This window comes from Bradyrhizobium sp. GW821-FHT13H06, from assembly GCF_058803975.1.
Genome location: NZ_JBXAPN010000004.1, coordinates 181529 through 203562 on the forward strand (window position 1 = coordinate 181529; position 22034 = coordinate 203562).

The 22034-nt window shown below is 63.0% G+C and carries 18 protein-coding genes; 15 read left to right on the forward strand and 3 right to left on the reverse strand.

The genetic code is table 11. The features are described 5' to 3' along the window. Positions 1 to 3: 3 nt before the first annotated feature. From AC1RQP_RS18375 to AC1RQP_RS18440, 14 genes are all read left to right on the forward strand, one after another. The gene (locus tag AC1RQP_RS18375; RefSeq protein ID WP_239622904.1) at positions 4 to 1191 is read left to right on the forward strand and encodes an ABC transporter substrate-binding protein; all 1188 of its coding nucleotides are present in this window, start codon (positions 4 to 6) and stop codon (positions 1189 to 1191) included. An 89-nt stretch (positions 1192 to 1280) separates the two neighbouring features. Beyond that, positions 1281 to 2009: a LamB/YcsF family protein gene (locus AC1RQP_RS18380; protein ID WP_492937995.1), complete on the forward strand. Its 729-nt coding sequence runs from the start codon at positions 1281 to 1283 to the stop codon at positions 2007 to 2009. 38 nt (positions 2010 to 2047) lie between these two features. Next, positions 2048 to 2290 (forward strand): acetyl-CoA carboxylase, encoded by a 243-nt coding sequence (locus AC1RQP_RS18385; RefSeq protein WP_239622903.1) that lies wholly within the window; start codon positions 2048 to 2050, stop codon positions 2288 to 2290. 16 nt (positions 2291 to 2306) lie between these two features. Beyond that, positions 2307 to 3707: an acetyl-CoA carboxylase biotin carboxylase subunit gene (locus AC1RQP_RS18390; RefSeq protein ID WP_492937996.1), complete on the forward strand. Its 1401-nt coding sequence runs from the start codon at positions 2307 to 2309 to the stop codon at positions 3705 to 3707. Between the two features lie 43 nt (positions 3708 to 3750). Further along, positions 3751 to 4626 carry a 5-oxoprolinase subunit B family protein gene (locus AC1RQP_RS18395; protein ID WP_239622901.1) on the forward strand — a complete coding sequence of 292 codons (876 nt, stop codon included), beginning with the start codon at positions 3751 to 3753 and terminating at the stop codon, positions 4624 to 4626. Further along, a complete protein-coding gene (locus AC1RQP_RS18400; RefSeq protein ID WP_239622900.1) occupies positions 4616 to 5593 on the forward strand; it encodes a 5-oxoprolinase subunit C family protein in 978 nt (325 codons plus the stop codon). The genes AC1RQP_RS18395 and AC1RQP_RS18400 overlap by 11 nt, the downstream gene beginning before the upstream one ends. 234 nt (positions 5594 to 5827) lie before the next feature. After that, positions 5828 to 6793 (forward strand): LysR family transcriptional regulator, encoded by a 966-nt coding sequence (locus tag AC1RQP_RS18405; protein WP_239622899.1) that lies wholly within the window; start codon positions 5828 to 5830, stop codon positions 6791 to 6793. Positions 6794 to 6921: 128 nt separating this feature from the next. Next, a complete protein-coding gene (locus AC1RQP_RS18410; RefSeq protein WP_492937997.1) occupies positions 6922 to 7884 on the forward strand; it encodes an AraC-like ligand-binding domain-containing protein in 963 nt (320 codons plus the stop codon). A 168-nt stretch (positions 7885 to 8052) separates the two neighbouring features. After that, the gene (locus AC1RQP_RS18415; protein ID WP_492938420.1) at positions 8053 to 10077 is read left to right on the forward strand and encodes a hydantoinase/oxoprolinase family protein; all 2025 of its coding nucleotides are present in this window, start codon (positions 8053 to 8055) and stop codon (positions 10075 to 10077) included. A 3-nt stretch (positions 10078 to 10080) separates the two neighbouring features. Further along, positions 10081 to 12042: a hydantoinase B/oxoprolinase family protein gene (locus tag AC1RQP_RS18420; RefSeq protein WP_492937998.1), complete on the forward strand. Its 1962-nt coding sequence runs from the start codon at positions 10081 to 10083 to the stop codon at positions 12040 to 12042. Between the two features lie 26 nt (positions 12043 to 12068). After that, entirely contained in the window at positions 12069 to 12923 is an 855-nt protein-coding gene (locus AC1RQP_RS18425; RefSeq protein WP_492937999.1) for an FAD binding domain-containing protein, read from the forward strand. Between the two features lie 16 nt (positions 12924 to 12939). Further along, a complete protein-coding gene (locus AC1RQP_RS18430; protein WP_239622894.1) occupies positions 12940 to 13398 on the forward strand; it encodes a (2Fe-2S)-binding protein in 459 nt (152 codons plus the stop codon). A 35-nt stretch (positions 13399 to 13433) separates the two neighbouring features. Next, positions 13434 to 15782 carry a xanthine dehydrogenase family protein molybdopterin-binding subunit gene (locus tag AC1RQP_RS18435; RefSeq protein ID WP_492938421.1) on the forward strand — a complete coding sequence of 783 codons (2349 nt, stop codon included), beginning with the start codon at positions 13434 to 13436 and terminating at the stop codon, positions 15780 to 15782. Between the two features lie 573 nt (positions 15783 to 16355). Then, on the forward strand, positions 16356 to 16670 hold the full coding sequence (locus AC1RQP_RS18440) for a hypothetical protein (protein ID WP_492938000.1): 315 nt from the start codon (positions 16356 to 16358) through the stop codon (positions 16668 to 16670). 332 nt (positions 16671 to 17002) lie between these two features. Here AC1RQP_RS18440 and acmB read toward each other — a convergent pair whose 3' ends face one another. Next, complete coding sequence (acmB, locus tag AC1RQP_RS18445; protein WP_492938001.1) at positions 17003 to 18196, reverse strand: methyl acetate hydrolase AcmB; 1194 nt, start codon at positions 18194 to 18196, stop codon at positions 17003 to 17005. A 56-nt stretch (positions 18197 to 18252) separates the two neighbouring features. Beyond that, positions 18253 to 19893, reverse strand: a complete 1641-nt coding sequence (locus tag AC1RQP_RS18450) for a flavin-containing monooxygenase (protein WP_492938002.1) — start codon at positions 19891 to 19893, stop codon at positions 18253 to 18255. 378 nt (positions 19894 to 20271) lie between these two features. Here AC1RQP_RS18450 and AC1RQP_RS18455 point away from each other — a divergent pair, with 378 nt between their 5' ends. Continuing rightward, the gene (locus tag AC1RQP_RS18455) at positions 20272 to 21162 is read left to right on the forward strand and encodes a helix-turn-helix domain-containing protein (protein WP_492938003.1); all 891 of its coding nucleotides are present in this window, start codon (positions 20272 to 20274) and stop codon (positions 21160 to 21162) included. A 113-nt stretch (positions 21163 to 21275) separates the two neighbouring features. Here the strand turns inward: AC1RQP_RS18455 and eutC are convergent, their stop codons facing one another. After that, positions 21276 to 22034, reverse strand: a complete 759-nt coding sequence (gene eutC, locus AC1RQP_RS18460; protein ID WP_492938004.1) for an ethanolamine ammonia-lyase subunit EutC — start codon at positions 22032 to 22034, stop codon at positions 21276 to 21278.

The window sequence follows — 22034 nt, forward strand, 5'->3', positions numbered from 1 at the left end:
GTTATGCGTCTTGCGAGAATACTGGGCGTCCTGACTGGAGTATCCGCGCTCTGGTTCGCGCCAGTGAAAGCGGCCGACGAGATCGTCATTGGATTTGCGACCGCAGCATCAGGCTTCATGCAGGCCTATGACAAGCCGGCACAAGATGCGGCGATGATCCGCATTGACGAGATCAACAAGGCGGGCGGCTTGCTTGGCAAGAAGATCAAGGCCGTGTTCGCCGACACCAAGACTGATCAGGCTGAGGGCGCGAAGGCTGGCCTTGCGGTCCTCGACCAGGGCGCCGACCTCGTGGTCGTCTCCTGCGATTACGACTTTGGCGCGCCGGCGGCGCTTCAGGCACAAGCGGCCGGTAAGGTCTCGTTCTTCCTCTGCGCCGAATCGATCAAGGCCGGCATCCCGGGCGTCGGTCCTTACTCCTTCTCCGGCTCCGTTCTGGCGGCCGTGCAAGGCGCGACCATGGCGGAATGGGCATACAACAAGAAGAATGCCCGCACGTTCTATCGGCTGCTCGACAGCTGGACCGTCTACAACAAGGGTATCTGCGACGGCTTCGACTGGATGATGCCGAAGCTGAAAGAAGCGAAGCTGGCCGGAAGCGACACGTTCAAGAATGACGACGCTTCGATCGCGTCCCAGATCACGCGCATCAAAAGCCTGCCGAAGGAGCCTGACGCCATCATGGTCTGCACGATGATGCCGGGCGCTGTCTCGGCCATCAAGCAGATCCGGGCCGCCGGCATCAAATCGATGATCCTCAACGGCTCGAGCATGGACGGCAGCTATTGGCTGAACGCCATCCCGGATCTGTCGAACTTCTACGTCCCGGTGCAGGGCTCAATCTACGGCGACGATCCCAATCCGAAAGTCAACGAGTTCAACAAGAAATACAAGGACGTGACGGGCGGCGATCCGTCCAGCCAGTATGTCTATCCCGGCTACGTCCTGATCGAGGTCTGGGCCAAGGCGGTCGAGCGCGCCAAGACTACCGACGCCCCGGCCGTCGTCGCCGAGCTGGAAAAGATGAACAACGAAGCGACCCTGTTCGGGCCGCGCACCTTCACGAAGGACATTCACCATCAGAATCAGGGCCGTTACCTGATCATCGACACCGAGGGCGGCAAGCCGAAGATGGTCGATCAGTGGACGATCTCGGAAAAGATTCCGGTCGATTATCTGGTGTCGAAGTAAATCGGCAGTGTGCCGCCCGCGGTGCCTGTCGCACCTGCGGGCGGCCCTACCCCTTTGATCGAACGCAAGCCGTTGAGAGGAAGCAGGAGATGGTCATGATTAATTGCGACATGGGCGAGGCTTACGGTCTCTACAAAATGGGCGACGACAACGGGCTGATGCCTCACATCGATGTCGCCAACGTGGCCTGCGGCTTCCATGCATCCGACTTCAATCACATGCGCAAGACGGTGCAGCTCGCCAAGCAATTCGGCGTCAAGGTCGGCGCCCATCCATCACTGCCGGACTTGCAGGGCTTCGGAAGGCGGGAGATGAAGATCGACCGCGAAGAACTGACCAACTGCCTACTTTATCAGATCGGCGCGCTCAAGGCATTCCTGGATGCCGAAGGCATGCCGCTCAATCACATCAAGCCGCATGGCGCCCTCTATGGCATGGCCGCGCGCAATGAGAACATCGCGGAGGCAGTCGCAGACGCCGCCGATGTCTACAACGTACCGCTGCTCGGCATGAAGGGCACGCTGCATCAGATGGTCTATGAACGGCGTGGCCACACCTTCGTCGCCGAATACTACGCTGACCTCGACTACAACGCCGACGGCAGCCTCATCATCACGCGCGAGCACGAGGCCAAGGATCCGGCCGATGCGGCGACGCGTTGCACGCGAGCCGTGAATGAAGGCAAGACCCGGTCGGTGGCCGGGAACGACGTCCTGGTCGGCGCCGACTCCATCTGCATCCACTCCGACACGCCCAATGCCGTCGCGATCGCCCATGCCGTTCGCGAGGCCGTCCGCCCCTACCTCACCGCACGGTGAGGGCGGAAGGCGAAAAGAACATCCACCAGGAGGACCCCATGGCAACGCAGCAGATATTCTCGCCCCTACCCGGCATATTCTATCGCAAACCGGCACCCGACAAGCCAGACTACAAGTCCGACGGAGACAGCATCACGGAGAACGACACGATCGGGCTCATCGAGGTCATGAAGTCATTCAACGAGGTGAAGGCCGGCGCGACGGGCAAGATATTGCGCTTCCTGGCCGAGAACGAGGAAGCCGTGATGGCCGGCCAGCCGATTGCCGAGATCGACGTTTGAGACGGCTCGCGCGTCGATGACGATCCAGAAGCTCCTCATAGCCAATCGCGGCGAGATCGCCGTCCGCATCATTCGTGCGGCGCGCGAACTCGGCATTGCGACGGTCCAAGCTTACAGCAAGGCCGACAAGGACTCGCTTGCCGTCCGGCTCGCCGACGAGTCGATCGAGATCGGTCCGCCGCAGGCTTCGAAGTCATACCTCAACCAGGCGACGATCCTCGCCGCCGCCAAGGCGACCGGCGCCGACGCCATCCATCCTGGCTACGGCTTCCTGGCCGAGAACGCCGAGTTCGCGGCCGCTGTAGAAGCGGAGGGATTGATCTTTGTCGGCCCGACGGCGCAATCGATCCAGCTGATGGGTGACAAGGTCGCGGCCCGGAAGGCTGCGGCTGCGGCCGGCGTGCCGACAGTCCCCGGCAGCGTTGGACGCCTGGAATCTGCCGAGGCCGCCTTCGCACTGGTTGAGAAGACCGGCTTTCCCGTGATGATCAAGGCCGCGGCTGGCGGTGGCGGACGCGGCATCCGCATCGCGCGTTCGGCCGAGGAATTCCATCATCTGATGCCCCAGGCGCAGGCGGAAGCACTCGCTGCTTTCGGCGATGGCGGGCTCTATGTCGAGAAGCTGATCCAAGGCGCGCGGCACATCGAGGTGCAGATTCTCGGCGACGGACGCGACGTCATCCACTGTTTCGAACGCGAGTGCTCGCTGCAACGACGCCGTCAGAAGGTTTGGGAAGAAGCTCCCTCGCAGTCGCTGACGCCTGCCGTTCGCGACAAGCTGTGTTCGTCCGCCGTCGCGCTCGCCAAGGCCGTCGACTATCGTGGCGCCGGAACGCTCGAATATCTCTATGACGACCGTAGCCACGAATTTTACTTTCTCGAAATGAACACGCGCATCCAGGTCGAACATCCCGTGACGGAGATGGTCACCGGTATCGACCTCGTGGGCGAGATGATCCGGATTGCCGGCGGTGAGCCGCTTCGCATCCGCCAGGATCAGGTTCGCGTCCGCGGTCATTCGATCGAAGTCCGCATCAATGCCGAGGACCCGGCGAAAGGCTTTCTTCCGAACCCCGGCACAATCAGCGGACTCACCGTGCCTGCCGGTGACGGCGTGCGCTTCGACAGCATGCTCTATCAGGGCTACACGGTGCCGCCGTTCTACGACAGCCTGCTCGGCAAGCTGATCGTGCACGACGAGGACAGACCGCGTGCGATCCGGCGGCTCGAGCGTGCCCTTGCGGAGCTCAGCGTCGAAGGCCTGGCGACGACAAAGCCCCTGCATCAGGCGCTCGCACGTGATCCGGATGTCCTGGCCGGACGCTTTCATACAGCTTGGCTCGAGCCATGGCTGGAGAACCATGCAGCGTCGCTCGGCGCTGCAGCGCTGTCACCGACCGCCAAGGTCGCATTATGACGGCGAGAGAACCCGCCCCGTCTGCAACAGGAGGCCGCTAGTCGTGCAAACCCGATTTTCCTACGGCGGCGATGAGCACATCTTCGCCGAAGTCGCTGAGTCCATGTCGCTGGAGGCTTTCTTCAAGGGCCTCTTCGTCACCAATGCGGTGCGCGACGCCAGGATCAAGGGCGTGACCGAGATCTGTCCGGCCAACGCATCCTATCAGGTCAAGTTCGATCCGGATCAGATCAAGCCCGATGACTTGCTCGCCGAGCTGAAGCAGCTCGATTCCGCATCCGAAACATCCGCACCGGTCATCAAGACGCGGATCATCGAAATCCCCGTGCTCTACAATGATCCCTGGACGCACGAGACCTTGATGCGTTTCCGCGAACGCCATCAGGATCCGAACGGCACCGATCTCGAATACGCGGCACGCATCAACGGACTCGACGGCGTCGATGCGTTCATCGAGGCGCATTCGAGCGCGCCCTGGTTCGTCTCGATGGTCGGCTTCGTCGCCGGCCTGCCGTTCCTCTATCAGATGGTGGAGCGCCAGCGGCAGATCCAGGCTCCGAAGTATCTGCGCCCACGCACGGACACGCCGAAGCTCACCGTCGGACACGGCGGATGCTTCAGCTGCATTTACTCGGTACGCGGCGCCGGCGGCTACCAGATGTTCGGCATCACGCCAATGCCGATCTACGATCCCAACCAGAAGATCAGCTACCTGCGCGACTTCATGTGCCTGTTCAAGCCGGGCGACATCGTGAAATGGAAACCGATCGACCGACCGGCCTACGACGCTGCGGTGGCCGACGTCGACGCGGGCCGTTTCGCGCCAATCATCCGCGATGTCTCGTTCTCGCTGACCGAGTTCAACAACGACATCGACGCCTACAATCGCAAGCTCGAGGGGGTTCTCCATGGCCATTAAAGTCTTGAAGCCCGGCCTTGCCACAACCGTGCAAGATCTGGGACGCCCCGGCTACTATCACATTGGCATCCCGCTCTCCGGCGGCATGGATCGTCACGCGCTTGTCGCTGCAAACCTGCTGGTCGGCAACGAGGAAGGCGCTGCGGTCCTCGAGGCCGTCTTCATGGGGCCCGAGCTCGAATTCACCGATGACGCCCTGGTCGCGATCACCGGAGCCGAGCTACCGCCGAAGCTCGATGGCGAACCACGCGAGACCTGGACGAGCTTCAAGGTGAAGCGCGGCCAAAGGCTCTCCTTCGATTTCCTCAGGCAGGGCGCACGCGGCTATATTGCAATCGCCGGTGGCATCGACGTGCCGCTTGTTCTGGGCTCGCGTTCCACCTATGCGCTGGGCGCACTTGGCGGCTTCAAAGGCCGGAAGCTCGAGGCGGGTGACGAACTTCCCATCGGCAAGTCCTATGCATCCGTCAAGGATGGCCGCACGGTCGCGAAAGATCTGCGAGGCCTGCCGGCAGCAATGCCAACCGAATTGCGCATGATGCCCGGGCTTTACTGGCACCGCATTACCGAGACGGCCGGCGTTGGGTTTTTCGACGACACCTGGAAGGTGGCACCGGAAGCTGACCGGATCGGCTATCGCTTCAAGGGCGGCAAGCCTCTCGCATTCGTGCCGCGCGAGCCGCCCTTCGGGGCGGGTTCCGATCCGTCGAACATCACCGATGCGTGCTATCCCTACGGCTCGATCCAGGTTCCCGGCGGCACTGAGCCGATCGTGCTGCATCGTGACGCGGTCTCAGGCGGCGGCTATTTCATGGTCGGCACGGTCATCGCAGCAGACATGGATTTGATCGGCCAGCTCCAGCCCAACACACAGGTGAAGTTCGTCAAGGTCGGGATGGATGAAGCCCTTGCGGCACGCAAGAGCCGGGCCGAATTGTTAGGCAGGCTTCGCAGCACTTTGGCGTAACCGCCTTTGCAACCCGGCGCCGAAGGTCGCGCGGTAGCTGGTTGCACCTGGGCTGCCAAGGGCCGAAGCGAAGGCGTCTGGTCGCTCGGACCGCGCGCCGTTCCACGCATTCTATTCCTCAGGTTGTTCATCCTCCCGTTAGGCACGAGAGTTGCACTGAAAAGCTTGCGCTCAAAAACAGCGCTCAACCACTGCTCGTGCGTTAGGCAAAACTAAAATATCGGATCGACCACGATGTCCGTTTCTCTGAAACAAATCCGCTATTTCGTCGCCGCAGCCGAAACTGGACGTATCAGCCAGGCAGCCATCGACCTGAATGTCTCGCAATCCGCGGTTACCGCCGCGATCCAGCAACTCGAGGCCACTGTCTGCGCCCGCCTGCTCGAACGTACGCCGACCGGGGTAACCGTCACCATGGAGGGTAGCCGGTTCCTGTCGCAGGGACGCCAGATCCTTGCTTCAGTCGCCGAAGCCGTGCGCGGGACGCACATATCCGCCGGCCCGCTGTTCGGCACGGTTCGCATCGGCGTCACCTATACCGTATCCGGCTATTTCCTGCCGCGCCATCAAATGCGTTTCCAGGCAAGTTTTCCCGGGATCACGGTGGAGCTGTTCGAAGCGCCGCGGGACGTACTCGAACGTGCCGTCGTCGACGGTGCGCTCGATCTCGCGGTTATGCTGGTATCGAACCTGCACAACAACGCCATGCTTGCGAGCGAGACGTTGTTGCGGTCGCCGCGCCGGTTGTGGCTGGCTCCCGATCATCCGTTGACGCGCGCCGAGCGGGTCCATCTTGCTGAGATCGCGACCTACCCTTACGTCATGCTCACCGTCGACGAGGCCAAGCACACGTCGATGCGCTACTGGAACGCATTGTCGCTCGAACCGAAAACGATCTTCCGCACCTCCTCCGTCGAAGCCGTCCGATCCATGGTTGCGGGCGGAATGGGCATCACCATCCTGTCCGATCTCGTCTACCGGCCCTGGTCGCTCGAGGGACAGCGGATCGAGACCCGCGTCATCGAGAACGAAGTGCCCAGCATGGACGTTGGACTGGCCTGGCGCCGCGACACCCAGTTTTCCGAGGCCGCGAAGGCGTATCGCGACTTCATGCGCTTTGCCGTGGCGGGAGTCGGTCCGGCACGTCCCCCGGTCGGCAGCGACCACCGGCAACGATCGGACGAGGCCATCGAAATCTGAGATACCGTCGCCCGTTTAATTCGATTTGACGCCGTCGGCGTAGTCCTCGCCAAGCTTGGAAAAATCATGGCCGTCGGCGGCAGTGAAAGAGAAGGCCCGAACGGGCAATAGCAGGGACGGAGTGCGGCATGCAGGCCACCTACGCGACCAGCGATGTTCCCTCGCAAAATCGGCGGCATTTCTGGCAGGACATCGTCTCCAAGACCTACTTCCCGCTCGATCTCGTCTTTCCGGGCGGCCGCGACTTCCACGCGAGCCTGGGCGCCTGGTCCATGGGCCCCCTCTCGGTATCCCGCAATGTCTCGAATGGCCTGCTCTACAGGCGCCGCGAACGGCACCTCGTGAACGAGCGGGAAGAATGCTTTCTCATCACGGTCCCCGAGCTCGCCGAAATCCGCTTCGAGCAGGACGGCAAGGACGTGCGGTGCCAGCCGGGCGCTTTCGTGATCGAGCGAAGCCATTTGCCCTATGAATTCAGCCATCATGATCCGGCGGCGCTCTGGGTGCTCAAGGTTCCAAGCGCCGTCCTGCGGGCCCGGATATCCCGTCCCGAGCGCCTTGCGACGCTGCAGTTCGACGCCAGCCGCAGCGTGGGCGCGCTTTTCGTCGACACGCTGCGGCTTGCCGGCGAACGCATCGCCGACATGGACGACGCGGCCCGAGCCGTAATGGGCAAGCATCTCATCGATCTGCTCGCGATGGTGATCGAGGCCGACGACCGCGTGCTGGTGGGCCATTCCTCCTCCGTTCGCAACGGCCATCTCCATCGCTGCGAACAGTTCATTCGCACACACCTCGGCGACATGCGGCTCACGCCACAAACGGTCGCGGACGGCTGTGGCATCTCGCTCAGATATCTGCATCAGATCTTTGAGGGAGAAGGTGTCACCGTTTGCACCCATATCAGGAACCAACGGCTGTCGATGTCAGACGCCATGCTGCGTGATCCCGGCTGCCGCAAGAGCATCTCGGAAATCGCCTACCAATGGGGTTTTGGCGACCAGGCGCAGTTCAGCCGGAATTACCGCAGCCGGTTCGGCTGCACCCCGAGCGAAGCCCGCGCCGCTGCGCGCGGAGGCGATCCCCGATGACGCATCCCGGCGCCGCTACCTGACCGATTCCCAGGCATCCAGCGGTCGATCCCGGCGAACCGATCGTTCGCGCTCTCTCGCACAAATCTTCCTGCGCTCAGCGTCAAGAAGTGATGCCGCCGATCTGCCTATGATCCGGCGCAGCATATTTGATGAGGCAGGCGCATGGTGCAGAACCTTCGTGTGGCCGTCGACGTCGGCGGAACCTTTACCGACATCTGCATCATGGACGAAGCGACCGGCCTCATCCGCATCGAGAAGACGGCGTCGACGCCCGATCCCATCGACGGGATCATGGGCGGCGTATCCAAGGCCGGCGTTGACCTCGCCGAAGTGGCACTGTTCTCCCACGGCACGACGGTTGCGACCAACGCCCTGATCACGCGCCGCCTGCCGCGCACCGCGGTGGTCACGACCAAGGGCTTTCGCGACGTCATCGAAATCCGGCGCGCCAACAAGGAAGACCTCTGGGATACCTACAAGGACGTCGTCAAGCCTTACGTTCCGCGGCGCGACCGCCTCACCGTGCCGGAGCGGGTCGACGCTGCCGGAACCGTGATCGAGCCGCTCGATGTCGAGGCGGCACGCAACGTCGCACGCATTCTCAAGCGCCGAGGCGTTGCGGCCATCGCGGTCTGTTTCATGAACGCCTATCTCAACGGGGCAAACGAGCGCGCCATGCGCGATATCCTCGTCGAGGAGATGCCCGATATCCCGGTCTCGGTCTCCTCGCAGGTGCTCCCCGAAATCTTCGAGCACGAACGATTCTCGACCACCGTCGCCAACGCCGTCGTGAGCCCGGTCGTGGTCAGTTACACGAGCCGGCTCGGCGATCGGCTCGCCGAAGAAGGCTACACCCGCGATCTCCTGCTGCTGCACACCGGAGGTGGCGTCATGACGCCGGCCAGCGTCAAGGACTTCGCCGCGCGTCTGGCTGGTTCCGGAATCGCCGCCGGTGCCATCGCCAGCCGCTACATCGCCGGGCTCTGCGGCTTTCCCAACTCGATCGGCCTCGACATGGGCGGCACGTCGACCGACGTCTCGCTGGCCTATGAAGGGCAGTCACGCATCACCAAGGACTGGTACATCGAGTTCGGCTATCCTATCCGCTTTGCGTCCATCGAGGTCCTCACCATCGGTGCCGGCGGCGGATCGCTGGCCTGGACCGACTCGGCCGGCTCCCTGCGCAACGGCCCGCAGTCGGCCGGCGCCTTTCCGGGTCCCGCCTGTTACAGCAACGGCAACACGCAGCCCACCAATACGGACGCCAACGTCACGCTGGGCCGGCTCGGCACGAATCTCGCCGGCGGCAAGGTGACGCTCGATCCCGCGCTGGCGCGCCAGGCGGTCGAGGACGGCGTCGCAAAGCCGTTCGGTCTCGGCTTGCAAGAGGCTGCCGACGCGATCGTCAAGGTTGCCAACGCCAACATGTCGGACGCGGTCCGGCTGATCTCGATCAGCCGCGGCTACGACCCGCGCGACTTTGCCCTGGTGGCGTTCGGCGGCGCAGGTGCACTGCACGGCGTCGATGTCGCCCGCGAACTGGCGATCCCGGTCGTGATCGTGCCGCCCAATCCCGGCGTAACCTCGGCGCTCGGCTGTCTCCTGGTCGATATGCAGCACGATTTCTCCCAGAGCTGCATGGTCGGCGCCGATGAGGCCGATGCCGCAGACATCGAGGCGCAGTTCGCGGCGCTGGAAAAGGACGCACTCGCCCGGCTTAGCCACGAAGGCATCGCGTCACAGGATATCGTGCTGCAGCGATCGATCGACATGATGTATCGTGGCCAGTGGCGCTCGCTCGCGGTACACGCGCCCAGTCCAATCGGCGCGATCACCGACCTCGTCCAGAGTTTCCACGCCGAGCACAAGCGTGAATACAATTTCCGCCGCGACAGCGCCCCGGTCAGCTTCTTCCGTCTCAATCTGAAGGCCGTGGGCGTCGTCCCCAAGGCCGAGTTCGCCGTCCACGAACCAACCGGTGTGATCCCTGAGCCGGTCGGACGCCGCAGGGTGTGGTTCGGCGGCAGCGGGTTGGACACGCCCGTCTACGAGCGCAACGACCTGCCGTGCGGCTTCTCCTTTCGAGGCCCCGCGATCGTCGAGCAGGTCGACGCGACGACCGTCGTGCCGCCGGGCGCGAGCGCCGAGGTCGACAAATATCTCAACATCATCATTCGCGTGAAGGAGTGAACCATGGCCGGAGATCTCCCGCTCGACCCCGTGACCTTCGAGGTGCTCAAGAATTCCTTCATTACCAGCGTCGACCAGATGGGCGAGCAGGTGCTCCGGACCTGCTACTCGTTCGTCATCTACAACCGCGATTTCTCCAGTGCCCTGCACGACGCCCACGGCGAATGCGCCGCGCAGGGCAACCAGGACATCGCGGTCCATGTCGGCACCCTGCATTTCACCTGCAAGGACGTCGTGCGTTTCTTCGGCGACGATATGCATGAGGGCGACGTCTTCGCCATCAACGACCCCTACGCCGGCGGCACGCACTTCCCGGATGTACGGCTGATCCGGCCGATCTTCGCCGACGGCAAGATCATCGCTTTCAGCCAGTCCAACGGCCACTGGTCGGATGTCGGCGGCAGCGTGCCGGGATCGTTCGACGTCGCCGCCCGCGAAATGTTCCGAGAGGGCCTGCGCATCACACCGATCCGCCTGTTCGACAAGGGCCGCTTCTGCAAGGACGTCGCGCATCTGATCGCCTCCAACACCCGCGATCCGGCGTCGATCATCGGCGACATCCAGGCCCAATCCCAGGCCACCCAGGTCTGCGAACGCGAGATCCTGCGTCTCGTCAACAAATATGGCCGCGACACGGTCGAGACCGGCCTTGCTGCCGTGCAGGACTATGTCGAACGTTCCGTACGGCAGCGTATCGCGGCGCTACCCGACGGCGAATGGGAGACAGTCGACTTCATCGACCGCGATCCTGCCGGCGGCGAAGGCATGATCCCGATACGCATCAAGCTGACGATCAGGGGCGACCGCGCCATCTACGACTTCACCGGTAGCCATCCGACCATCAGCTCGATCTACAACTCGGCGTTCGGTACGACCTTCTCCGCCGTCGCGGCCGGAATGAAGACGTTCTTCCCGGATCTCCCGCTCAATTCGGGCTTCTACCGCTGCTTCGAGATCATCGCGCCGGAGGGATCGATCGTCGATGCCAAATGGCCGATCGCGGTCACCGGCTTCCTGATGCCGTTCGAGAAGATCATGAACTCGATCTACGAGATGTGGTCGAAGCTGATGCCGGAGCGCGCGCTCGCCTGCGCCTTCAATCTCGAATATTTGCTCACCGGGGGGCTCGACGCCAGAAGCTCCGACAAGCCCATCTTCATGTTCTACGACTGGCTGCCGGGCGGCTGGGGCGGACGCAACGGCAAGGATGGCAGCAATGTCACGACGGCTTGCTTCGGCACCGGCCTGATGTCGCAACCCGTCGAAGGCCAGGAGCGCGCCAATCCGATCCTGACCACGGAATGTGAAATCCTCAAGGACTCGCCAGGCCCTGGAAAATGGCGCGGCGGCGCCGGTGTCGTGAAAACCTCCCGCATGCTCCAGGCGGAGAAGACCGTGATCTCCTATATCTGCGACCGCGAGCGCGCCGTCGTGTGGGGCATCGAAGGTGGCTTGCCGTCCATGCCGCACGGGCTGACGTTGACCCGCGCCGACGGCAAAGGCGAAGAGCGACTCGGCTCCATCTTCTCGGATGTCCCGATCGGTGAAGGCGATATCTTCTCACGCCCGACCGCCGGCGGCGGCGGGTTCGGCGATCCGCTCGAACGCGACCCGGCCCTCGTGATCGAAGACATCAAGGACGACTACGTCTCGGTGGAACGCGCCGCCAAGGACTATGGCGTTGTGGTGCGTACAGTCGATGCCGAACTCTGCGAATATGAGGTCGACAGCGCCGCGACCGCGGCGCTTCGCGCCAAAATCAGGGCCGAGCGTGTCGCAAATGTGCGGCTCGACCCTGAGATCGTGGCCGAGAACTATCGCAGCGGAGCCATCGACGCGTTCGACGTGATCCGCCAGTACGCCGTGATCCTCGACTGGGGCACTGGAGCCCTCCTTCCGCAATCCACAAGCCAGTTCCGCGAGGTTTTCGAGCGTCGCTCGGTGGCGAAATGGAGCACAGGCTGACCGATCGAACCGGGAGCGCCGACGCCATGGAGACGTTCGCTTCAGGATCCGTCTATGTCGCGCCATCGCTGATGGCCGCGCTCGATGCACTCGACGAAGGCGGCTCTGAAGCCGCGCCCTTCGCCGGTGGTACCTGGATCATGCGCGCTCCGATCCGGCATGAGCCGCTCAAGTCGCGCTACGTCGCAATCGGGAAACTTCCGGAACTCCACGCGATCAAGGTCGATGCTGATGTGGTCGAGGTCGGCGCGGCGGTCACGCACGCCGCATTGGCCGCATCACTGGCGGACCTTGCGGAGTTTGACGTGCTCACGACCGCGGCCGGCCGTTCCGCCAACCCGGCCATCCGGACGATGGCAACCGTTGGCGGCAACCTCGCAACAGCCGCGTTCGCCGCGGCCGATTGCGTGCCCGCGCTGCTCTGCCTCGATGCCGAAGTCGAGATCGCGAGCCGAACTGGGCGGGAGCGAACCGGCCTGGAGCAGTTCCTGACGATGAGATCGACACTTGCGCCCGGGCGGCTGCTGCAGCGGATCATCGTGCCCCGGCGCAGGCGCAAGACCGTTCACGTCCGCCTGCCGCTGCGGCAGGCCGGAGACTATCCAACGGCCATCGTCAGTCTCGCCGTGAGCCTTGACGATGCCGGGCACGTTCAGACCGCATGTGTCGCCGTCGGTTCAGTTGAGCCGGTCGCGCGCCGATGGCACCGCCTCGAGGCCGCGCTCGCCGGGCGTCCGTTGAACGCGGCGAGGGCTGCGGAAGCCGCGGCCGCATTGGCGGATGAATTTACAGGCCGCGACGGTGCCGACGTGCCCGGCTGGTACCGGGTGCGCGTGCTATCCGGCCTCGTCCGCCGTGCAGTCGCCGCGCTTGGCTCTTGAACGGTCGGGGATGAACATGCGCCTCAGCCTGACAGTCAACGGTGATCACCTCACCTCAGGTGCCGAGCCCGTCACGCCTCTCGTCGACGTCCTGCGCGAGGAGTTTTATCTGACAGGAGCCAAGCCGGTGTGTCGCGAGGGCTTTTGCGGCGCCTGCATGGTGTTGATCGACGGCAATCCCACACCGTCGTGCCTGATGCCGGTCGCCCTCGGCCAGGGCTGCGATATCCGCACCGTCGAGGGCCTGACCGCAAACGGCGGGTTGAACCCGATCCAGGTAGCGTTGGAGGCCTGCGATGCCGTCCAATGCGGTATGTGCTTTCCCGGCATGGTGGTGAGCTTGACGCATCTCCTGACGATCCGCCCCGCCGCAACGCGCGACGACATTCGTGCCGCTCTCACTGGCAACGTGTGCCGTTGCACAGGATACGAACGCATCATCGAAGCCGCACTGCTGGCGCTTGCGACGAAATGACGGGAGAGGCAAACGTGTCCGACGCTTCCGCAATCATGAATTTCGCGCGGCGCGACGCGGCGGACAAGCTGCGCGGCCGCACGCGCTACACTATCGATCGTTACCTGCCCGGCATGCTGCACGCGGCGATATTCCGCGCCAGTGTGCCGTCGGGCCGGATCGTGCGCCTCGACATCACCAGGGCTGCCCGCATGCCCGGTGTGCGCGCCATCGTGACCGCTGCGGATGCGACCGGCATGATCGGAATTGGCATCGCGGACCACCCGCTCTTTGCCCGTGACGTGATCCGCTATGACGGCGAGCCGATCGCCGCGATCGCGGCGGACACGCTGATGCAGGCTCACGCCGCGCTTGCGGCCATTGACGTCGAGATCGAGCCGCTGCCCGTTGTCCTCACGATGGCGGATGCGCTTGCTGTGGACGCTCCGCTCGTGCATCCCGATTGGCGCAACTACGAAGTTCTGCTCGAAGGCGGTGCCCGCGGGGGCAACGTCGCCTGGGAGGCGACCGTTGTTCGCGGCGACGTCGACGCCGCCTTTGCCCGGCCCGATGTCGAAATCATCGAAAGCTCCTTCCGGGTTGGTCGTCAGAACCATGTCGCCTTCGAGCCGCGCGCGGCGGTCGCAAGTTATGAAGACGGACGCTTCCACATCGAGACGTCCACCCAGGTGCCCTGGACCATCCGCAACGCAACTGCGCGCCTGCTGGGCGTGCCAGCCTCCCAGGTTCGCGTCACCGTACCGCCGGTCGGCGGTGGCTTCGGCCTCAAATTCGATCTCGCGATCGAGCCGTTTGCCGCCTTGCTTGCACGGGCGAGCGGACGGCCGGTCCGGCTGGTCAACTCGCGCGAGGAGGAGATGCTTACCTGCCTCTTTCGCGAAAACGCCGAAATCCGCATACGCTCGGCGGTGACGCGCGATGGCAAGATCGCCGGACGCGAGGCCGTCGTCCTGATGGATTGCGGCGCCTATGGTGGCGAACAGGTTTTCCTGACCACGATGACCGCGCACACGCTCGGGGGGAATTATTGCCTTGGCGCGGTACGGCTGGTCTCGCGCGCGGTCTATACCAACACCGCCCCGAACGGCGCTTTCCGCGCCTGCAACGGCGTCTACAATACTTTTGCGCTCGAGCGGCATACCGACGAAATCGCAGCCAGGATCGGCATGGATCCCCTCGCCTTCCGCCGCCGCAACGTGCTCGGCGACGGCGATCTCGGCGCCACCGGCCAGGTGTTCGAGGGCGACGTGCTGGGACCGATGCTTGACCGGATGGATACGATGCGGAATGCCGCAACAAAGCCGCCAGCGCGTGCCGATGGCCGGCTCCATGGACGCGCGACCGTTGTCGGCACATGGTTCGTCTTTGTCGGTCCTTCGGCCGCGACCGTGAACATGAATGCCGACGGGACGGCAACGCTGGTGACATCGGGCGTCGAGATCGGCTCGGGCTCCATGATGCAGGCTCTGCCTCAGATCGTGGCCGGCATGCTTGGCCTCAGCCCTCACGATGTGATCGTCCGCGCAGCCGACACGGATGCCGCCGGCTACGATGTCGGTGTCGGAGGCGGCCGAACCACTGTTTCGCTCGGTGCAGCCAGCCTGTCGGCGGCGCAAGAGGTGCGCACGAAGTTGCTGAAGGTCGCCTCCGAGATGATCGAGGCCGCGCCCGAGGATCTTGTGATGCGCTCTGGCCGAATTGAGATTGCTGGAGCGCCCGGCTCCGGTCGCCTGATCTCCGAAGTTGCGACGCGCGCCCAGGCGCAGATCGGCCCGATCTCCGGCACTGGCGCCTTCACAGGAGCCGGCGTGCCCGCGATGCCCGGCTGCGTAGCCGGCCATTTCATCGACGCGATCGACATCCCCGTCTTCGCCGTCCATGATTGCGAGGTCGCCGTCGACACCGAGACAGGACACGTCGAGGTGTTGAGTTATCGCGTCGTCCAGGACGTTGGTCGCGCGCTGAACGCGCGCGCGATCCATGGCCAGATCCAGGGCGGCGTGGTTCAGGGATTGGGTTATGCCCTGCATGAGGAAGTGACGATCGGCAGCAACGGCCGCGTCCGTCAAAATGGCTTCGAGAGCTACCGCGTGCCGCTGGCCCTCGATGTCGTGCCAGTCGAGATCGAACTGTACGAAGGCGCGCCGTCGATCGGACCGCTGGGGACGAAGGGCGCCGGCGAAGTTCCGATCCTGAATGTCGCAGCCGCCGTCGCATGTGCCGTCGCTAATGCAACCGGAAAGCCGGTCGAAGAACTGCCATTGACTCCGCCGCGGGTGCTCGAGCTTCTCGTCGACCGAAAGCCAGCCCTCTCCCTGCGCCACATTGCCGAGGCCTGGACAAACAATCTGCTGCGCCCGCACGGCGCTGGCGGGTCGAATTGAACGACCAAGAAGCGCAAGACCCGGCTTGGATTTTCTGCCCTAAGACGAGCGCGTAAGTGACCGCATTATCAGGAGGAGACAGCGACGTGGATGATTTATGACATTGTCCACGCGATGCGTGACGGGACGATCCGTTTCATGATGTTCGATGCCTACCTGATCGACATCCCTTCTCTTTCCTCGTCGGTCAGCCTCTTCTTCTGATCCTCGCTCAAACTTCCGCTGCCGACGACCTAAAACACGCTGTTCGGATCATAGCTCTGTCGCTCCTCGGGCTGGCGACGCTTGGGCGCATCGTCCGAGGACGGTTAAATAGCGGTCCGGCAGGCCCCGCGCCCTCCCTACACTGCAAGTAGAAAAGAAATCTCTCAGCCACCGACGCCCGACCTCGCCGCGCGTGGCGGCAGACCTTCTCGGCCCTGCCTGCAACCCTGATCCGCACGATAATGTCATGACCCGGTCCTCGCTCCTGCTCCGTCTCCATCCTGCGCCAGGTATTCAGGGCCAGCCTCATGGAACCATTCCCTCGCGAACCTATTGGCTCACTGACATCATTACTTTTGGAGAAATTTCATGAAAGCTCTCACAATCATTCTGGCGGCCACGGCGAGCACGTTTGTTGCGGCCGCCGCATCAGCCGCACCGCTTTCCGCCAATGCAACAGTTGGACCGGAGAGCCACCTACAGAACGTTCGCATGGTCTGCAACGAGGACGGTCGCTGCTGGCGCCAGCGTGGCGAACGCCGCGTCATCATTCGCGACGAGCGTGATTCTTACGGATATGCGCCCCGCGACCGCTACATCGAACGGCGCGGCTATGAGGACCGTGGCGGCATCGGCTTCAGCGCTCCCGGCGTGAGCGTCGGGATCGGAAGCGAGCGCTACTGAAAGACGAAGAAATACCCCGGAAAGATGGCCGCGGAGCAATCCGCGGCTTCTTCATTGGGACCCATCCTCGAATGGAAAAGATCGAATGCGTCCAGAGTCGAAGTGATCGACTCGATACCACCGACCAGACCCAACTGACATGCCACGGGACCTATGAACCGCAGGCGCATGCTTCAGGCATCCACCGCCCGCTGCATTGATGGGAACTTCGCTCATGACAGGAATTCAGGCGCAGACCCCGGTGGCACGCAACGACCTGACGAACGGCCTCAGTGCGTGAGCCGTGGCTTACCTGCATACGTGCCCCGGGATGCTACTCCGTCGGCGAAGTCCTAGCTCGCCATTCGCTGCGCAAGGCTACGGTAGAACGCCGTCTCGAAGCTCATGTAGCCGATGAACGACGTCGGATCGCCAAACGGGAGAATTTGGGTGGCCCAGAATCCGCCGAAGCCATTCTGCCGGTCGATCCAATAGAACAGGTTCGCAAGACCCGCCCAGCCCAGCGCGCCGGCCGGACGCCCGGTGGGAGCCTCCTCGTCGTTGATCATGAAGCTGAGCGCCCAGGACTTTGATTGGCCTGGGAAAAACTCCGCATCGTTGCATAACGACGGAATCACGCCGGTGATCGCCGTAACCTTCTTGTCGCCCAGATGGTTTTTTTCCGCCATCTGCACCGTCTCCGCCTTCAGTACGCGGCCGTACTCACCCGCTCCGTCGTTCAGCCACATCCGGATGAAGCGCATGTAATCGCCGACCGTGCCGTACAGGCCGTGACCGCCCATATGCACCTCGGGCTGGGCCGGAAGCTCGAAATCCATCGGCGTCAGCGAACCGTCGGCGCCGCGCGCATGAATCCCGGCCAGTCTGCCGCGCATCGCTTCAGTGAGCTCGAATGTCATGTCCTTGATTCCAAGCGGCTCGAAAATCCGTGCCTTGAACACATCGCCAAGCCGGTACCCCGTCACGGCCTCGACGATCTGACCGCACCAATCGAGGTTCGTCCCGTAGTCCCATCGCTCGCCCGGATCGAACAGCAGCGGCGTCATCAGGCAGGCCTTACTTGCCGTGATCACGCTGGGCTGGCCCCGCTCCTGCGCGAGGCGGTTGTAAGTATGGTTGATGAAGTCGTAGCTAAGCCCCGCCGTATGCGTCATCAGCATCCGCGTCGTGATGTCGCGCTTCGGGGCGCGCAGGATCGGATCGCCTGCGGCGTCGAAGCCCTCGATCACCTGGAGCTTGCCGATGTCAGGCGCGTAGCGCTTGGCCGGCGTGTCGAGATCGAGCTTGCCCTGCTCGACGAGCTGCAGCACGGCCGTACCGGTGATGGCCTTTGTGGTGGAGAAGATCGCGAAAATGCTGTCTGTCGTCATGTCCTCCGGACGGCCGAGCCGGCGTTTTCCGGCTGCGCCTTGATAGATGGTGCGATGGCGGTCTGTCACCATGGCGACGACCCCGGGCACGCGCGGCGTCGACGTCACGACATCATCGAGAACGGCATCTGCCGCAGCGCTGAAATTGGTGCTCATGTGCTTGCTCCGGTCTGCTTTCATTCTGCTCTCATGGTCATGCGCTTCGTGCGAGCTCAATGCATGGCGAAGCCAGGGTAACCGTTGGCCGCGACCTCATCGCATTTCTGGCGATAGGCACCGACGCCGCCGCAATAGGACAGAACGCGGCGCGGCTTGCCCGCGACGTTGGACCCCAAGTACCAGGAGTTGGTCTTCGCGATCAGCGTCGCATTGGCGATCTCGTCGTGGTGCGCCACCCAGCCGTCCTCGGCGTCTTTCGTCGGCTCGACCACGCGCAGATTCTTCTCGCGCATGTAACCGATGCAGCCATCGATCCATTCGACCTGCTGTTGGAGACAAGTCGTCATGTTGCAAAGCGCGGCCGATGGTGCAAGCGGCACGGCCGTCGTGAAGAGGTTGGGATAACCATGGACCTGCAAGCCCATCATGGTGCGGATGTCCTTGCTCCAATCTTCCTTCAGCGATCGTCCATCGCAGCCCCTGATGTCGATGCGCGTCAAGGCGCCCGTGCCGGCGTCAAAGCCGGTCGCCAGGATGATGACGTCGAGTTCGTGTCGCGTACCGTCAGCAGTCTGAATGCCTGTGGGCGTCACGCTTTCGATCGGATTGTTCTTGACGCTGACGATCTCGACATTGGGCCGATGGAAGGTCTCGAGGAAATTCTGCTCGAGCGGCACCCGATGCGTCCCGAAACCATACTCGGTCGGGATCAACGCCTCGCAAAGCTCCGGGTCCTTGAGCCGATCGCGCATCTTCCCGCGCACGAATTCGGAGATCTCGGCGTTGACGACCGGATCGAAGAACAGTTCGCCGAAAGAAGAGATCCAGAGCTTCAGCGAGCCGTCGTTCCAGCAATCCTCGATCACGGCCCGGCGGCGCTCCGGCGTGAGGTCTGCCCAGGCGTGCTCGAAATCATATTCGAAGCCGGTGAAGGTGCGCGGCAGGCGCTCGGTGAACGACTCGAATTTCGCTTTGTAAGCGTCGACCTCGGCAGGGCCATATTTGGGATTCTTCATCGGGATGATGTATTGCGGCGTGCGGACGAACACCTTGAGATGACCGACCTCGCCGGCGATGGTCTGGATGACCTGGATGCCGGTCGCGCCGTTCCCGATGACGCCGACACGTTTGCCGGCAAGATCGACTGGCTGCTTCGGCCAGCGCGCCGTATGAAACAACTGTCCCTTGAATGTCTCCTGGCCCGGAAACGACACGTACGGCGCCGATAGCATGCCGCAGCACGTCACCAGGAACTGGGCATCGATCGTTTCTCCTTGGTCGGTCATGACCAGCCAGCGCTGCGTCGTCTCATCGAAATGAGCGCTCCTGACGGCAGTGTCGAACTGGATGTCCCTGCGAAGCTCGAGGCGGTCGGCGACGTAGTTCAGCCAGCGTTCTATTTCCGGCTGGCCCGGGAATTTCTCGCTCCAGCTCCATCCCTTATAGAGCTCCTCTGAGAACAGGTATTGATAGATGTAGGCTTCCGAATCGAACCGCGCGCCGGGATAGCGATTCCAATACCAGGTGCCGCCGACCCCTGAGGCCGCATCGATCGCCCTGACATTCAGTCCCTGCTTGCGCAGGCGATAGAGCGCATAGAGGCCGGCGACGCCGGCTCCGATCACGACGGCATCGAGCCTCGTCCTCGCATGCGCACCATTGCTTCCGTTGGATTTGGTTTCGACTTTCGTCATTTTTTGTCTCTTCTCCTGCGTTTCCTGAGCGCGCACGACCTTGCCCGTCCGTTGTGTCATCGGACGGTGCTGCAGTGCGTCATTGTCAGTCCCGGCATCGTGATTGGGCGGATGCGTTCGGCCCGCGCCTCGCCTCCGCTTCGCTTTCACGCCTGTCTGGACGTGAGAAAAGCTAGGCGGAGACGGGCCGCTTGGGCTTGAATGAAATTGACAATCCTTTGGACGTAGCCCGAGGACGCCCGCAGGGCGCGCTCAAGCGGCGCCAGCAGATCGCTTGGCAAATGACAAAACCGGCTTATGCTGCTTCGCGCCTGTTCGGCCAATGAGAAGCAGAAGCGGTAAGCCGCGCCCGACATTCCAGGGAGGGAGGCCTGCGCGATGGGCCAATTGATCACGGTAGAGGAGCTGCCGCGTTACGCTCCTGGCGAATTAAAGTTGGACAGCCAGGAGGTCGGCAAAGCCGACTTTCGGCTGCGCGTCTTTCGCTATGCGCCGTCGGACATCTGGGTGCCTCCGTCCGAGAACTATTTGATTGTCGTGTATCGCGACGGCAGGACGGCGATGAATCGCCGCGTGACCGGCGCGTGGAAACAGGACCATGTCGGCCGCGGCGTCACGACGTTGCTCACGCGTGCGGAGGCTTCCAACTGGCGCTGGAGCCACGACATCGAGGTCAGCCATTTCTACATTTCCCCGAATCTGATGGCGAAGACTGCGAGCGAGGCATTTGACCGCGATGCCGAGAGCATCGAACTTCACGACCTGCTCAGGATCGAAGATCCCGTGCTGACCTGGATCAGCGATCGGATGGTCCAGGAAGTGACCGACGGCGGCCCGGGCGGCCGGCTCTGTTACGATGCATTGGCGCTGCAGGCGAGCGTGCACCTCTTGCGAAGATATGCTTCGGTAGAATTCAAGACGCCCTGCTCGCAGGGACGCTTCAGACCAGCGCATGCACGGCTAATCGAAGAGTACATCGAGCAGAACATTTCCAGGAACATCACGCTCGAGGAGTTGGCGAATATCTGTAACTGCACGTCGGTCCAGTTCGCGCGCAAGTTCCACATGCATTACGGCATGAGGCCGCACGCCTATGTCCTGAGCCAGAAGGTTGAGCGCGCCTGCCAATACCTGCGCAGGGATCGGCTGGCACTGAAGGAGATTGCGCTCCTCAGCGGCTTTTCCGATCAGAGTCATCTCAATCGGATCTTCCGCCGCCATATGAACATCACGCCGGCGGAATATCGCAGGCAGGTCGCGCTCAGTTAGCCAAACTGGCGATACGCGAAGCGATTGATAGCATTCTTACTGCTGCTACCACCCACCTGCTGGGACAAAAGGTTAACTTGAGGCGTTGTCCGCGAGGAAAGACCGTCTGAACGTCAGTCGTGCGACAGTCTCGCCACGGCATCCTTCAATCCAACTCCGCTGATGCTTGTTCTCAGCATATCCGTAACCAGCGATGCCACGCCATCGGCAGCACTGTCGATGGCAAGCCCGCCGCTGCGGATGTTGGATATGCAGTTTCGTCTTGAATCGGGCGTGCCCGGCCGCGGCGAGTAGGTCACATAGACCCCGAGACTGTCGGCGGCCGAAAGGCCCGGCCGTTCGCCGATCATCGTGATGGAGATCCTCGCACCGGCGATCTCCGAGACGGGATCGCCGAGTGCGACGCGCGCCTGCGAGGCCAGAACCAGAGGGCCGATCGAAAGTCGCAGCGCCGACAGGCGCTCGACGATCTCCCGCGTCAACGATCCCGCGTTGGTCCCGATCGCGCTTGCAGACAATCCGTCGGCAACGACAATCAGGACGTCATAGTCGGAACGGATGCCGGCGAGGCGCTCGGCCGCTCGCAACGAGAGTTTTCGGCCAAGGTCCGGACGACGGACATAGGTGGCCCGGTCTGGTGCCTGGCTTTCGACCTCGATGATTTCCAGCTCCAAACCCGCCAGGCCGGCTCGCACCGAGAGCCAATCGACCTCCGACCAGACGGCCTGCCTTGCCCGCGCATGATCGAGCAGGAAGGCCTGCGCTGCGGAGGTCGGCAGTCCCGCGCCGAACCGGCCGAGACGCACCCGAGCCTGGGTCATTTTCCGGAGATCGAACGGCACTGCCGGCTTTCGATCAAGCTCGTGCGTCAT